This window comes from Martinezella sp. CNPSo 3732, from assembly GCF_057784515.1.
The window spans coordinates 134,700-149,987 of the sequence record NZ_JBXSOO010000009.1; the positions used below are offsets into that span (position 1 = coordinate 134,700).

Consider the following 15,288-nt stretch of genomic DNA (forward strand, 5'->3'; position numbering starts at 1 on the left):
GTGTTCTCCTCCGATTCAGGCCGCTTCGGATGCAGATGCGGCGGCGATGACCGCCGGTGTTGTGAGGTCGGCACCGCTGAGTTCGCGCACGATCCTCCCGCGCGAAAACACAAGGGCACGATGGCAGATGTGAGCGATTTCCTCGAAATCCGTGGAGACGACGAGCACGGCAAGGCCTGCCTCGACCGCCTCGGCGATCAGGCGATAAATGTCGGCCTTGGCGCCGACATCGACGCCGGCAGTCGGATCCTCGGCGATCAGCAATTTGCGGCCCGTCGCCAGCCATCGTCCCACGACGACCTTCTGCTGATTGCCGCCGGATAGGGCTTCGATGGCAAGGCTCTGATCGTTGGGCCTGAGGCCGACACGGTTGCCGAGGGAATAGGCGGCTTCAGCTTCGCTGCGCGGAGACAGGAACGAAAACAGGCTTCTGCCGGAAGCACCGGGATTGAGGAAGGTATTTTCGCGCAGGCTGAGTGACATGGCGACGGATTCTTCGGTGCGGTCGCGGGCGATCAGTCCGATTCCCGAGGCCATTGCCGCAACAGTGCTGGAAAGATCGGGTGTCGCCTCATTCAAGCGAACGCTGCCGTGTGACGGCTCGCAGCCGAAGAGTGCGCGTCCGATCAGTTCCTGGCCGGCACCGCGCAGGCCAACGAGACCGAGCAGTTCGCCCTGTCTGATATCGAAGGACACGGGTCCTGCGCCGCGGCAAGAAAGCTCTTTTACGGAAACGATGACAGGGCCTGCGCTTCTTTCCGCCTTGACGAACAGCTGATCCGCTTTGCGCCCTACGATCATGCGGATGAGCTCATCCGGCGTCGTCTCGGAGACTGGCTTCTGGCCGACCAGCTGACCGTCACGCAAGACGGCAACGCGGTCGGCGATACGGAAGATCTCGTCGAGCCGGTGCGAGACGTAGATCATCGCCACGCCGCGCTCTTTCAGCGGGCGGATGGCGGCAAAAAGCTTCTCGACCTCATCGGCGGGCAGGCTGGCGGTGGGTTCATCAAGCACCAACACATCCGCTTCGACGGCCAGCGCGCGGGCGATGGCGACCAGCGACTTTTCCGTGCGGGTCAGCTCCTGGACGCGGGTCGACGGATCGAAATCGCAGCCGACGAGCTTCAGTGCCTCGGCGGTACGCCGCTCCGTGGCGCGCCAGTCGATCAATTTGCCGCGCAGGGAATAGCCCTGCGCAAGCCCGACATTCTCGCCCACCGTCATCCATTCGATCAGTCCGAGATCCTGATGGATGAAGGCGACCGGCTGGCGCTGGTTGGGTTGTGGCGGGCGGTGATGATAGGGCTTGCCGCGAAACAGGATCTGCCCGCCATCCGGCTTGTAGATGCCAGCCAATGTCTTGATGAGCGTCGATTTGCCCGCGCCATTCTCCCCGAGAAGCGCGAGAATTTCGCCGCGCTGCAGGTCGAGAGATACATTCGACAGCGCGCGTGTTCCGCCAAATTCCTTGGTGATATCGGAAAATTCGAGCAGCTTTCCGTCGTCCATCCTGCTCCTCCCAAAGCTTCGATAGGAGGAGGCTATGTTATCGATAACATTCCGTCAAGAGGCTCAAAGGTGCCTGAGGAATGCCGGGGGCACTTGGCGCCGACTTGTACCAAAGTTGACGTATTAACCGAGAAATTGGTTTATGTATAAAATATATTCCTGAAGGTCGGATCATATTATGAAATAATATAAGTATAATCAAAATGTATATAGCCATGATATGCTTATATATCCATATGGTTGCAATTGTAATATTTATTGTCTAGCGAATTGATTTTGTTTATCATCCGCGATTAGTTCAGGCGGGGATGTGAGCGGTGATTTACTTTCAGGGATATAATTGAAGTCTGAAAGATGATCCGCTGCTGCAGCACATAAGAGGATTATTTGACCTACGCGACGCTCTCGGCGTTCAAAGTCGATAAGGCCGATGCCGAGGAGATGACGGCGCATTATGCGAGAACCCTGTTTCCCGCCATTGTCGAGCCTCTCAATGGCCGCGGCACAATTTCGGTGGCGGATCGTCACTACACGATCGGTTCCTGCAGCATCTGGCGTGGCAAATGTCATTCCGGCATGAGCGTCAAATTGTCCGGCGGTCCCGATTCCTACGGCCTTTATCTGCCGACCGCTGGCAAGATGCTGATCGACACGGAGGGGCGGCAGCTGGAGTCGCTGCCGGGCAGGGGCCTGCTGGCCGATATGGCATCTTTTGACCATCTGACATTGTTCGAACAGCGCGGCCATATGGGTATCGCATTCGAAAAGCCGGCTATGGTCCGGCAGCTCAGCGAATTGCTTGACGCACCGGTTCGAGATGATCTGAAATTTACCAGCCCGGTCGATCTGATGTCGGGGCGAGGGATGCAGATCGCAGCGCTTGCAAATCTCATTTGGCAGGATCTCGCGGCAGGCGGCGCGGAACGATCCTCGGCCGCATTCATCGAAAGCCTCCTGCAGACGATGATGATCGCTTTGCTTGAAACCGTCCCCCACAACTATTCGGCACAATTGCTGCGACCGGCGTCACCGGCCATCCCGAGGCAGTTGAAACGCGCAATGGAATATATGCATGCCAACGCCGGCGCAGACATCAGGATGGCCGATATTGCTCGGGAGACCGGAACGAGCGTACGGTCCTTGCAGGCGGCGTTTCAGCAGTTCAAGAACACAACGCCTCTTGGCTACTTGCGGAACATACGGCTGCAAGGTGCACGCAAAAGCCTGATGGATTCGGGCCCTTCGCGGCTGGTTGCCGACGTCGCACGCGATTGGGGATTTTCTCATATGGGCCGCTTCGCAGCGCTTTACCATCAATCCTTCGGCGAGATGCCGTCCGAGACCGTCAGGCAACCTCGGCGCGGGAATGAATAGCGCTGTGATCGGTTTGCGCGAGGAAGCAAGGACCCGCAAAGGTAGAAGATTTCGACGAAAAAATTGTTATGCGCGCCTTATAGAAGTGGCGTCGGCGGAAGCAGGATGACACGCTCGAATTGCAATGAGGTTCGCGCGTTTTCTTTCTGTATTGCCTATCGATGCGGTCGTCCATGATTCGCGTCGGCGCTGATATTTCGGTGCAGGACAGCCTCTCAACCGCCATTGAAGAAGCCGCGTTTTGGCGCTCGGGACCGCAATCGGTTGCCATTTGGACACAATGGTAAACAACCGAACTGTCACAATTCATTATTTATTAGCTCCGCATATTGCCTCCCGCCTTATGGTTGATATTTCTCCCTGGCTTCTAACATCCGAAGGAGATTCCGGAATGCGGAAATGGGCGGCGATTTTACCCTTGGTTGTCCTCAGCGCCTGTGCAGGGCCGTCTGATGGGCCAAGCGCGCTCAATATCCGCAATGCGAGGATGCCCGATACGCAGCGGAAGATTCCGGTCGTGCCGCTCTCCGAAGCTCCGATGGGTGCACAGGTTGTTGCACCGTCCTATTCGCCCACCGATCAGGGGCTTACGAGCCTGCGCTCTGGCGGCTTTTCGGATGCCCGTCTGCGTCCGGGCGACGTATTCGACGTAACGGTGCTGGATACCGGCGAGGATGGATTGCTGTCTGCCACGCAGAGCAAATCGCTCAATCTCGGCCGCTTCACCGTGGATTCCCGCGGTTTCGTCACCATGCCCTATGTCGGCAAACAGCGCGTCATCGATTCGACCCCGGAAGGGTTGCAGTCGAAGATCGTCACGGCCCTCAAAGGCTCATCGGTCAACCCTCAGGCCGTCGTGACGGTCGTCGACAAGCCATCCAGCGCCGTAACGGTCGATGGCAAGGTTCGTTCTGCCGGCCGCTTCCCGTTGACGGCGCGCGGAGAGCGCGTGCTTGACGTCCTCGCCCTTGCCGGCGGTGCATCCTCCGCACCGGCCAACACGACCGTGACGCTGACCCGAGGATCGCAAAGGGCGAGCGCGCCGCTGGATCGCATCCTTCAGGATAGCAAGCAGAACGTGCGCCTCCTGCCGGGCGATCAGCTGTTCGTCAATGGTACGTCGCAGACCTTCACGGCACTTGGCGCCTTCAAGAGCGTCGGCGAGTTCCCGCTGGAACCCGGCCAGACCACCTTGGCGCAGGCGCTTGCCCGCGCTGGCGGCATGCTCGATGACCGCGCGGACTCCCGCAACTTCTATCTTTTCCGGAACCAGAAGATCTATTCGCAGGTTGCGTCGAGCCAAACCAAGAGTGCCGGTGCGCCGACTGTCGTTTCGGTCAAGCCGGTCATCTACAGCGTCAACCTTAAGCAAGTCTCAAATTTCGTGCTGATGCAGCAGTTCAAGATGCAGGATGGCGACACGATTTTCGCCAGCAATGCCGACACGGTCGATTTTGCCAAGCTGTTGACCGTCTATCAGAAGAGCGCGCCGACGGCTGCCGCCCCGCTGCCGGGCAGTTCATCGGCGAACTGACGGGGTTCGAACTAGACTGTTTCTATCAAAGCAAGGGCCGCCACTGTGTTTGGCGGCCTCCGGGAAGGAGCGGGCTCTGCCAGACGCCGGGCGGCTGCCTTTATCGCGGCAATCGATTGTCCGGTCTCGTGGCAATGTTCCAGAAGCAGGTTCATGACGCGTCCGGCCGAAAAGAGATCGGCGCTGAATTGCATGGCGGCATCGCCTGAGACTTCTGGCGCGGTGAAGCCTGGCGTTACCGCCTTGGCGATATCGAGATCGCTGTATCGGCCTCCGCACTCGACCGTCGTGCCGAAATCGGCGATTTTCAGCTGGTTGAGATCACCATTTCCAAGCAGAAGATTGGCCGGCGAAATATCTCCATGGACATAACCGGCCTGATGGATCGCACTCAGTCCGACGAGCATGGATTTCGCCGCCGCCCGGACATCCGCCGCCGACAGTGAACCTTCCGCCAATCGTTCCGACAAGGATGGCCCGACCCATTCCATGATGAACGCCGGGCGCCCATCGGACAGACGGATGGCGCACTGGGCAGAGGCAAGGTCGCTACAGCGAAGCGTCATGCCGATGCTTGCCTCACGCAGCAACAGGGCTTTGGCGGTTGCCTCGCTTGATCGATCCGCCGGGATGGTTTTCATGGCGTGGAGCGTGCCGAGATCGCGATGGCGCAATCGACTGATTTCCGTCCGTTCGCTATTGTGCGTAACCGCCTCGACGAGAAAGGTATTGGCGATGAAAGCCGGCTCACTATCGGGCAGGGAAGGCAGGCGCCGGTCCAATGCATCGCGCAATCGATCGATCAGCAAATCGCGCATTCCCTTCGGCCGTTCGACGTCGCCATCATGGGTGAGAAGATGCTGCAGCTCAGCAAAGCTGGCCGCAATCCTTTTCATACCCTCGTCGTTCGTATCGCCACTCATGTCGCGCCGATGACGATCGCGCTGACATTCTCGCGGCAGTTCGCGATGAGCGCTTCCTGGATCAGCGCCGCGGCCGCTTGTTCCAGCGGCGTCTCGATCAGGATTTCGGCGATGACGCGATCGGTAAGCGTGCGCGAAAGCGGACCGCTTGCAAGCAGGAGCCGGTCGCCGGTTTGAAGCCGGTCGCCAATGGCTTCCGAGACAAATTGATCCTTCAGCCCCAGGGCTCGGCCAAGCGTTCGCCGCAACCCTATGTCGATATGGTCATGGGTCAACAGCCGCATCATCCCATCGCGAAGCAGATAGCAGCGTGCATCTCCCGCCCATATCGCTGCAAACTCGCCATCCAGCACTATTGCGGTTACGACGCTGGCGACAGGAGGCTCGCGTTCGGCGGTGGCGGCCTTGGCGCGCAGGATCGCATGGGCATGGCTGAGCTTGCTCTTGATATCCTGTACCAGCAGCTGCAGCGCTTCACGCTGCGGAATGCCGGCGAGGATTCCCGTGGTGATTCGCGCCGCCTCGATGGCGCCGATGCCATCGCCGACGCCATCCGCAATAGCGTAGAGATGCGGTGCTGCACTTACAAGGAGTGCATCGGCATTCATTGATAGACGTGTTCCGGCGTGGCTGGCATGGCTGTGTGCTATCACAAATTCCAGCGACGCCGCCTTCGGTGTTTGCGGCGCCTCGATCGGAGTGGAGGCAACAACCGGGTGCGCTGGCGGTTCCGCAGTCTCAGCCGCCTTGTGAACGTCTGCCGTGACAAGCCTGACGAAATCCTGCGCCGTAGGGGCAGTTACGGTACGAAATCCCTTGCCGTGGCGGGTACCGGGATTGATGCGCCACCATAGAGACGCAGGCGCCGAGGTATTGCCGATGGTCGCGAGCTGTGTCGTCGTCGATTGCTTGTCGATGAATGGCGGGCGAAGCCGCTTGATGCCCTCGACGAAACGTTGCATCTCAAAATCGGCTTTGTCAGAGGTCTCCGCCAAGGCTTCGGCAGCGGTAAACCAGCTATCGTCTTCGCACAGATCACGCAGCTGTCCGGAGAAGCGCTGCAATTGAGCGGCGATAATCAGAGGAAAACTTCGGCCGACGCGGTCACGGCTCGGCAGAAGGACGCCTGCGACAGCAGACGGCGCCCAGACGCCCTTGCCGACGACGAAGCGCCAGGCGGTCGTCGCATGAAACAGCTGGCGCCAATCCGATCCCAATGTTGCTTCCAGTGCGATCAGGCCATTGTGAACCCATTGGTCGAGTTCGCTCTGGAGACGCGAGCCGAGCGCGGCGGAAACGAAATCTCCATGCGTCGGCAACTTTCCGAAAAAGCCGATCGTGTCGGCTTGCATCGGCGATTGAGTGCGGGCGAGCGGTTCGTTCATTGGCGGACCGTCAGAATTGCGCCGGGCAGCTGAAATCGGACAATGCCTGCAGCCGGAAGGGATTGAGCACCGAACCGAACTGCACGTCGAATTCGGCTTCTCGGCCTTGGTCTTCAAATCTCGCCCGGAAGAGATCGGGAGCCTGAACCGTCACCTCGGCGGCATCGAACAAGCGGAAAGGCGACCAGTCTCCGCTTTGGGCTATAGCCGGCTGGAAGTCTCCGGGAAAGAACCTGACTTCGGATTGGCTGTCCGTGGTGGCTGCCGGCCAGGCGATCGATTTCGGCACTACTCGGCTGCGATTATAGAAAACACGCTCGCCCGCGATGGCTATCATTACGGCATTGGCCGAATCCGATAGCGTTACGGGCTTAACATTGATCGATATCGCCGGCTTCTCACTGCCGGCCGGAAAGAAAGCGTGCTCGATCTTGCTGGCATTTTCAAACTGGGCGATAGCTTGACTGGGAATGCTGTCACCGCCGAACGTGCCTCGCCAGCCCCACGGTTGGGCGCTCGTGTCCACAAATGCGTCAAGCCGGTTTTTGAAGAAAGACTGAAACAGACCTTGCGGTCCGAACAATCGGACGAAATCCGCCATGGCGATATCCTGGCTGGATTTTCGGTCGAACGGGTAGCGACCGGTAACGATGCGAGCGCAGAGATCCGCACCCTCAGCAGCCCAAAGGTCGTTGATGCGAGCGCGGGCTGTCTTGACCGCCAGCGAGCCGATATCGGCGGCAACCGCCACCATCCATGCATCGGCAGGTGCCGGCAGCCCGCGGGCTTGCTGTAGCAAATCCTGATTGGCATTGGCGAGCTGGCCACCGGCGTCGAAGACGCGCGCCACTTCTGCCGTCGAGTTCGCTGCGCGTGACAACTGGCCATAGATATTCTGGAGGATCGGCTGGAGACTCTGAATCTGGGAGCGCGGCTTGTCGCTGCCATTGGCCTTACCGTCCTGGGACGTCGGTTGCGCATTGGCGGCATTCGCCTCGAGCGCGGCCCGCAACGGACCGTAAGGATCGGGCGCGCTGACCGCGCCTGTGGTGGCGGCAGTCAGTGCTGCATCCGGAATATCGTCAAGCGCGGCAATTTCGGCGCCTGCCGCAGGCCGCAGGTCGGTGGCGGCTGCTATGGATTTCAGCGCCATCTCCACGGGGCTTGGATTGGCCGCCAGGATGCGCGCCGTCTCGGTGGCATCGGCAAGATTGCTCGACGGGCGTACCTGAAGGTCGGCCAGCAACGAAGACCATTGCTGCTGGAATGCGTCGAAATAAAGCTGCAGTGTCGCCTGGGAAATCGCGTCCGCGGTCATTCCCGAAGGAGCCGCACCGCTGTCGCCGCGAACCCATTGCTCCTTGAGCGCTTCCGAGGCTGCGGTCGTGACCATCGGCAGCACCACGTCACGATAACCTTTGCCTGTGAAAATTCCCGGAATGCCCTCCCGCAGCGTTGATTTAGATTTGCGTTGGAAAATCTGGGCTCCGAGCGGACCCAATGCGTCGGTAGGGAGCCAGGGATCAAGCTGGCGAGCCTGCCGGGAATGGATGAGGATATCATAGGCTCGGGCTGCAAGACTTTGCGAGTGGATCGTTTCCCGTGCCTTGGCAATCAGGGCATTGTCAAGCTCGATTGCGGGCAGGCTGCCCGCTGCCATGGCCTCTACGTGGGCAGCCAGCGCTTTGCGCGTGGCCGAGCGCCCTTCACCGGGGTAAAGTGCTGCAAACATGTCTTCCGATTGCTGCGAGACGAAATCCCTGTCGGATGGCCCCAATCCACCCAGCATGCCGTACAGTTTCAAGGCGTCGAAAGTCTTCTGAACGTCTGATGTCTGCTTAAGCTCATTTTGAAGTGCCACGAGCATGCGAGGCAGAAGAAGCGCGTTCAAGGCGCGCTGATAGGCTCCGCGTTGACGGCTGGCGATCTTATCCCCCTGGTCGAGGCCGAAACTCGTCGGCCAGACGCGCGCCTCGTCGAAGCCGCTGGTGACTGCGCGCAGATTGTCGAGCGCCGGCAGGATCCGCAGGAAATCCGCATCGGTCACGTCGCGGACTTGAATGCCGCTTGCGAGTTTCTCGTAGTTGTCGATGCGCCGCTCGGCTGCGGCGATCGCGCGCGAGTTCTGAAAATAGGTTGCCGTCCAGCCGGTGAAGACGATCGCAAGAGCGATGGCGGCAGCGCCATAGGCGATCCGCCTGATCATGGCTTGCCTGCCGGACAGGCGCCTGTCACGAGCAACCAGCGACGCTTCGCCGAAGATCACCTCCTTGAACAGGCGCGACAGGAAATAGCTGCGCCGGGTGCGCGGAGTATCCGTCCCACGGCTCTGTGTGCCGGAGGCGAAATAGACGCCGCGAACGAGGGGGGATTCGATGAGGCTGGAAGATGCGCAGAGCTCGGTCAACAACTCCTGCAGACGCTCTCCCAAGGAGGCAAGCTCTGCCGGGAAACGGAAAATGCGGCCGCGAACCTCAACATTCGGCTCCTGCTGCAGGCGTTCGATCAGCATGGCATCGACCCGCTGCTGCAACAGCGCGAATTCTTCCATGAAACGCTCAGGCAGATTCTCGCCCTTATAGCTTTCGTCGAGATTAAAGGTCGTGCCCCAGACCTGCTCACGGTCGGTTTTGGCAAGACCATCGAAGAACTCGACAAAGCCGGTCAAGAGATCGGCCTTCGTCAGGACGACATAGACGGGCACGCGCGCATGCAGGAACTCGTCGAGCTCCGACAAGCGTTTGCGAATGGAACGCACTTCCTCAAGCTGTACCTCGTGATCACGGCCGAGAAGGTCGCCGATCGAGAGGGTGACGAGCGCGCCGTTGATCGGTTGCGAGCGGCGGTATTTGCGCAAGAGCCCGAGAAAGCCTTCCCATCCCGCCTTGGATGCACCGTTCAAATCGTCCTGCGTGGTGTATCGGCCGGCGGTGTCGATCAGGATCGCCTCGTCGGCAAACCACCAATTGCAGTTGCGGGTGCCGCCAGCGCCCTGCACGGAATTGCTTCCCATCGCATCGCCGAGCGGGAACTTCAGCCCCGAATTGGTCAGCGCCGTCGTCTTTCCCGATCCCGGCGCGCCGAAGATGACGTACCAGGGCAGTTCGTAGATATAGCCGAAACGCTTCTTGCTGATACGGCGCAGAAGGAGCAGGGCTTCTTTCAGACGGCTATGAATTTCGCCCACTTCCGCCTGTTGGCTGGCGGCATCGTCGGCAATGCCGTCCACCAGCGCCTTGTCGCGCCTGCGGGCGCGCAGCGTTGTTACCAGCAGATAGATTAGCCAGCCGGCAATGATAACGCCGATCGCGATCATCCGTGCAGTGGCGCTCGCCAGCGGCTTGAAGCTGCCATAGCCGGCCATATAGCCATAGAACCAGATAACGACGCAGATCGCCGCAACCCAGATCAATGATATGAAGCGCTGGCCGAGGAGGCCGGCATAGGCCGAAACGTACGAGCGAAGCGTATAAAACGCGCCAAGCGGATTCATCGGGCTCCTCCCGTCGTCGCAGATGTCGCCGGTGCATTCGCACTTGGCGTTTGCGGCGTTGCTTGCGGATTAAGGGCGGCATCGCCGAGGCGTTGTGTCGGATCGGTCAGCACCAGGATCTCCGTCCGGCGGTTAGCCTCGCGTCCTTCCGCCGTGTCGTTGCTTGCGAGCGGATCGCTGTCGGCGCGCCCCTCGGTCAGGATGGCATCTTTGCCGGTATAGGCAGCAAGGATATCGCCGACGGCGCGGGCCCGGGCCTCGGAAAGGTGCCAGTTCGACGGGAACTGAGCTGTGCGGATCGGCACATTATCGGTATAACCGACGACGACTGCGCGGAATTTTTCCGAAGCCAACGCTCCGCCGATACGCTGAAGGAGATCGCGGAATTTATCGCTGACTTCGGCGCTGCCCGTGTCGAACAGGCCGGAATTGTTGATGCGCACCAGCAGCCTGCCATTGGAATTCGATAGCGTGACCAGCTTGCGGTCGACTTCCGGCTGCAGGAAGGCGAGCAGATTGTCGAGCGGCGTCGGTTGCGCCTTGACCGGAGGCGGTGTCTCCGGCTGCTTCCTCACAGGCGGCGGCGTTTGTGCGACTTCTTTCGGCTTGGGCGCGTCGATCAGAACGCTCGGCATATCGCGCGGCGGCAGATTGGCCAGGCGCTCGAATGTTGCGTCGGAGGCGTTGTTGAGCGACAGCGTGAAGAACATGTAGCCGAGCGCAAACAGAAGCGCGAGGACGGAAAGGATCGTCCAAAGCGCAACAGCCGTGCGCAACGGTTTGTGGCGCGCCGAAACGCCGCGCCAATGCGGCGATAGCTCGCGTTCGAAAACCCCATATTGGCCCAACAAGGTCTTATAGAGGCTGTCACGGATGCGCCCGAGTTCCAGCGATCCACGCGGCGAAACGCGCGTGCGGCCTTCGAAGGCGAGCGACAGGCAGAGATAGATGAGAAGCAGCAGGTCCTTGTTGGTGCCCGGGCTCTGCTGGAAATGATCGAGTAGATCGAAAACCCGATCGCCGCCGGTTACGTCCATGTGGAAGGTCGAGACCAGGCCGGATCGCGCCCAGCCGGCGCGCACGCCCCAAGGCTTGCTTAAAACGACATCGTCGATCGTCGCACAGATGACATAGTGCGCCGCGCGTGCCCGTTCCGGGCTGATGCGCGCGCTTGCAAGATCGCGCTCGTAACGTCCGACCGCGTCGATCGTCACGCGCCTGAGTTCGGCAATGTCGGGCTGTTCTTCGGCGTTGCGCAGGCTGTGGGCGAGATTGAGCAATGGTGCGGCGGAACGCACGATGGTTGGAACATCATCACCGCCGAAACGAAAGCCGCGGATCAAGGCATCGACGGACCAGCCGCCGGCTGCATTGCCCGATTTGTCGTTTGGCTGCTTATCCAGCTCTTCATCGAGAATATCGGCCATCTTGCGGGCGGCTTCGTTCTTGCGCGCGCCGTCCTCGGTCAGCTCGATGATTGTTGGCAGCTCGTGCCAGGGTGTTGAGCGCGTTGTGTTCATTCTCTGAGAGCCCACAGTTCCATCTCAAGGCCAGGGAAGTCGCCCGCAAGATGCAGCGCGATCGCACCGGAGGTATCAAGCTGTTTCCAAAGCGGATTCTTCGTATCGAGTTCGAAGTAGATCGTGCCGGACCGGTACGGCAACTGCCGCGGCAATACGGGAAGCGGCCGGACGGGAATGCCGGGCAGCGCGACATTGACGAGCTCGGCAATCCGCTCCACAGGTCCGATCTTGATCTGCGCGGGCAGCTTGCGTCGCACATCCTCGGCCGACATCTCGGCGCGAACCGCAAGCACGAAGCCGGCATCCTTGAGCAACGAACGGTCGTTGATGGTCCCGACGCGCACGTCGTGACGGCGTTCGATGAGTTCGATTGCAACGGCTGCCTGCTCGAGCACTGCGGAAAGAGACGCGCGCAGATCGTTGAAAACAGCTGCAAATGTCGCTTTCAGATCATCATGGCGATAGGGCGGAAAGTCGCTGGCGCGCTTGCGGTCAGTGGTGAAAGTGGCAAGCTCGCCTGCGAGCTGGATGCATTCCTCATAAAAGCTTATCGGATGCATGCGCGAAGCATTTGCCGCAATGTGGCGTAGCATGGGGTCGGCGCGATTGAGAATATGCAGCAGAAAATAATCGCCCACTTCCGCAGTGCCGCGTACCGCGGGATCGCCGATGCGTTCGGCGATCGCCTCGGCCCGGTGGCGGACGATGCCGAGCAATTCGGTGATGAGTTCGTTCAGCCGCGCTTCGGCCGCACAATTCAGCGAAGGGGCGATGTAGTCCGGATCGAGAATGACCGCCCGGTCAGAGCGAACCTCGATGATGCGGGCAAGGCCGATAAGATCATAGCCGGCGAGTTCGTCACCGGTCTTGAGATAACGCAGGCTCAGGCGGCCAACATCGATCGGCGCCATGAAGTCGGTCTCCAGATTGGCATCCGGTGCCTCATATTGCGAGGCGGTGATGCGCACGCTGTTGCGCATGGCGCTGCCGTTCATGGCGACATCGGCTCTGCCAGGCTGACGGCTGGGCAGGGCCAGATAGACGATAGCGTTCTTCGTTGAATCGTCGAGTTCCAAAGGGGGCGGTAGATCCGCATCAACAGGCGCTTCGAAAGGCGTGCCGTCGGGCAGGATGCCGCGCAGGTTCGACAGTGCAAACTGGCCGATCGCGAGCGCGCTGCGATCGATGCCGATCTCTGCAATGCCCCAGGGGTAAGGCGCAAGCCCTCGCGCGGTCGTTCGGACCAGCCGCTCCGTCCAGCGGTCGGCCTGCTGAAAATGCTGCACGCGAAGGAACATACCCTCGCTCCAAGCCACGCGATTTTCGTTCTTCATCGGGTGTTGCCCGTCCTCTCTGCCAAACTGGTGGTATCGTCTTCATCGCGGCCATCGGCGGAGGCGCTGAACGCCTCGGCCAGCAGATCACGGACTGAAATGCTTTTGCCGCCCCTTTCGAATTGCGCGCGGTAGGCCTTCCAATAATCGCCGTCGCCGCGCCAAAGCGCCTTGCGTCGGGAAGCATCGACATGCGTCTCGACCATACGAGGCTCGAACATCCGGTTGGCCTCACGAACGAGGTTTTCAAGGCCGGCGTTAAGTGTGGATTGCCTCGAAATGAGCGACCGAAGGCGATCGGCGAGTTGCTCCGTCCGTTCGCGGCTGAACAGCGAAGCGGATGAGTGAGTCCGGCTGTCTTCAATTCCGAAGATGGACGCTTCGTCGTCGAGTGTCTGCTCCAGTGTCGAGACGAGCGCTTCAAGCTGTCGCAATGGATCGAATTGCAGCGCAAAGCTCGTATCGTCCGCGCCTTGATCCGCATCGTCGGCGACACGCATATCGTTGGCCGGGATGATCGCTTTGGCAGTCTCGGCCGCCTCCGATCCGGAACTGCGGGCAACGGCCACGGAAACATGTGTCGCTGCGCCGTGTTCCAGCTGGCTGCCCAGCTCGAATTCTGAGTTCCAATCGTCCGGAAGTACCGGCTTGATGCCGTTGACATCGGGCGGGCCATTCCAGCCGACATCGACGTTCCTGCTTGGCGACTTGCGCTTTTTTGACGATTGCGGCAGCGCTCCAATCCAGTCGTCGCCGCTGCGCTGGCCGAGCACGCCAGTTGCGGCGCTGCCGCCGGGCGCGACGTCGGCCAGGATGGACGAGATCGTCATGGTTTCATCGCTGAGACGGAGGTCGTCTGCCGGATCCTCGATATCGCGGTCGGCTTCCCCGGTGATGACGACGTTGAAGGCGATATTGCCGAATGCGATTTTGGATTTATCCGCAAGCCTTGCCGTCTCGCCTTCCAGAATGGTTATACCGTCCACACGAGTTCCATTGGCGCTCTGGTCGCGCAGGAGGAAGCCGGCACGATCGCGTTCGATCACGCAGTGAACCTTCGAGATCGACCGCTGTTGATCGGTAACCTGCCAGTCGCAATCCGGCGACCGCCCAAGCGTGCGCTTGCCACGCTCGAAGAACCATCCTTTGCTGGAACCTTCGCCAGATGTTTGCCGCAGTTCAAGCCGCATGCAGGCCTCCCTGGTCGGATTGCCCTTGCGCCTTACGTGGCTCTGCGACGATGGCATCGCCGCTGTCGCGGTCGGCCATGGCAACGCGTGCCCAGCTGTTCCATCCAAGCCTCGGCGGGTCACCGCTTTCGCCGAGCCGGCAGAAGGGGATATACTCCTTCTTCAGAACCACTTGAATGTCGAACTCGAGCGAGGGATCGACATAAAGCCGCGTCAGGGCAAACAGCGCATCGATATTGGCGCTGCCCGGGGACAGAGATCGGTAATCCTCATAGTCGACAGGCCCGATCACGACGCGAAAGCTGCCGCCGAAATCATGGATTGCAGCACCCGCCATTGAATTGATGCCGAGCTGCACACCTTGCGGCTGCCCCATGCGGCTGCGCTCGCTTTCGGGAATGGTAAGCCATCTGCCCTTGAACAATTCGATCGCGACCGGCAGCCCGCTGAACTCCTGCAGCATGGCCTGCAGGTTGACCGCATTGCGGGTCCGTGCCGCAAAGAAACCGGAAAATCTGAGGACCAGCTCGTCGTCGGGGCGAACCTTTTCCTTCAGCCGCGCCGTGCCGAAGCCCGCCAGCGAGAACAGCGTCTTGATGAAGGCATTGCCGTTCCTGTCCGGGCTCCATCGCAGCCGCCGGGCAAGGCGATATTTCTCGCTTGCATCGACGAAGAGCTCGGCGAGGCGGCTTGTGAAGAGATCGAAGAAGCTCGAGAGGCCATGAGCCCGATTGCGCTGTTCGCGGATGACCAGCTCGTTGTAACTTGGGGGCATTGCGCCAAGCGGGCCGAGCAAGCCAGCCATGCTGGCCTTGACCGATCCTGTCGCGCCCTTCCTCTTGAAATCGCTGACGGCAAGCGGAACCGGCGAAACGCCGACGGGTGAGGACACTGTCAAATGATCGCCAGCTGCGTGCTGGGCAACGCGAAACGCCGTCGACGGTTCGAAACGACCGGGGTCGCGTTCGAGCAGCGCAGCAAGCATTTCGCTATTACTTGGCCGGAACTGGTCCATCGCTT

The 15,288-nt window shown here is 60.3% G+C and carries 10 protein-coding genes; 2 read left to right on the plus strand and 8 right to left on the minus strand.

Annotated features, from left to right (window positions below; all coding sequences use genetic code 11):
• Positions 1–15 precede the first annotated feature (15 nt).
• Positions 16–1,512, minus strand: a complete 1,497-nt coding sequence (locus tag AC13RM_RS17145; RefSeq protein ID WP_488555328.1) for a sugar ABC transporter ATP-binding protein — start codon at positions 1,510–1,512, stop codon at positions 16–18.
• A 387-nt stretch (positions 1,513–1,899) separates the two neighbouring features.
• Between AC13RM_RS17145 and AC13RM_RS17150 the strand changes: the two genes are divergently transcribed.
• Both AC13RM_RS17150 and AC13RM_RS17155 read left to right on the plus strand, forming a co-directional pair.
• Entirely contained in the window at positions 1,900–2,886 is a 987-nt protein-coding gene (locus tag AC13RM_RS17150; RefSeq protein ID WP_488555329.1) for an AraC family transcriptional regulator, read from the plus strand.
• Between the two features lie 391 nt (positions 2,887–3,277).
• On the plus strand, positions 3,278–4,420 hold the full coding sequence (locus AC13RM_RS17155) for a polysaccharide biosynthesis/export family protein (protein ID WP_488555330.1): 1,143 nt from the start codon (positions 3,278–3,280) through the stop codon (positions 4,418–4,420).
• 11 nt (positions 4,421–4,431) lie between these two features.
• Here AC13RM_RS17155 and AC13RM_RS17160 read toward each other — a convergent pair whose 3' ends face one another.
• The 7 genes from AC13RM_RS17160 to tssG are packed head-to-tail and all read right to left on the minus strand — an operon-like array spanning position 4,432 to position 15,283.
• The gene (locus AC13RM_RS17160) at positions 4,432–5,316 is read right to left on the minus strand and encodes a protein kinase domain-containing protein (protein ID WP_440480205.1); all 885 of its coding nucleotides are present in this window, start codon (positions 5,314–5,316) and stop codon (positions 4,432–4,434) included.
• A gap of 23 nt (positions 5,317–5,339) precedes the next feature.
• Positions 5,340–6,728: a type VI secretion system-associated protein TagF gene (gene tagF / locus AC13RM_RS17165; protein WP_440480206.1), complete on the minus strand. Its 1,389-nt coding sequence runs from the start codon at positions 6,726–6,728 to the stop codon at positions 5,340–5,342.
• Between the two features lie 10 nt (positions 6,729–6,738).
• Positions 6,739–10,221, minus strand: coding sequence for a type VI secretion system membrane subunit TssM (tssM, locus tag AC13RM_RS17170; RefSeq protein ID WP_440480207.1), 3,483 nt, complete (start codon positions 10,219–10,221; stop codon positions 6,739–6,741).
• Positions 10,218–11,741, minus strand: coding sequence for a type VI secretion system protein TssL, long form (gene tssL, locus AC13RM_RS17175; RefSeq protein ID WP_374820479.1), 1,524 nt, complete (start codon positions 11,739–11,741; stop codon positions 10,218–10,220). The genes tssM and tssL overlap by 4 nt, the downstream gene beginning before the upstream one ends.
• Entirely contained in the window at positions 11,738–13,078 is a 1,341-nt protein-coding gene (tssK, locus tag AC13RM_RS17180; RefSeq protein WP_374820481.1) for a type VI secretion system baseplate subunit TssK, read from the minus strand. The genes tssL and tssK overlap by 4 nt, the downstream gene beginning before the upstream one ends.
• Complete coding sequence (locus AC13RM_RS17185) at positions 13,075–14,268, minus strand: FHA domain-containing protein (RefSeq protein ID WP_374820483.1); 1,194 nt, start codon at positions 14,266–14,268, stop codon at positions 13,075–13,077. Before AC13RM_RS17185 ends, tssK begins: the two co-directional genes overlap by 4 nt.
• Entirely contained in the window at positions 14,258–15,283 is a 1,026-nt protein-coding gene (gene tssG / locus AC13RM_RS17190) for a type VI secretion system baseplate subunit TssG (RefSeq protein WP_440480208.1), read from the minus strand. Before tssG ends, AC13RM_RS17185 begins: the two co-directional genes overlap by 11 nt.
• Between the last annotated feature and the right edge of the window lie 5 nt (positions 15,284–15,288).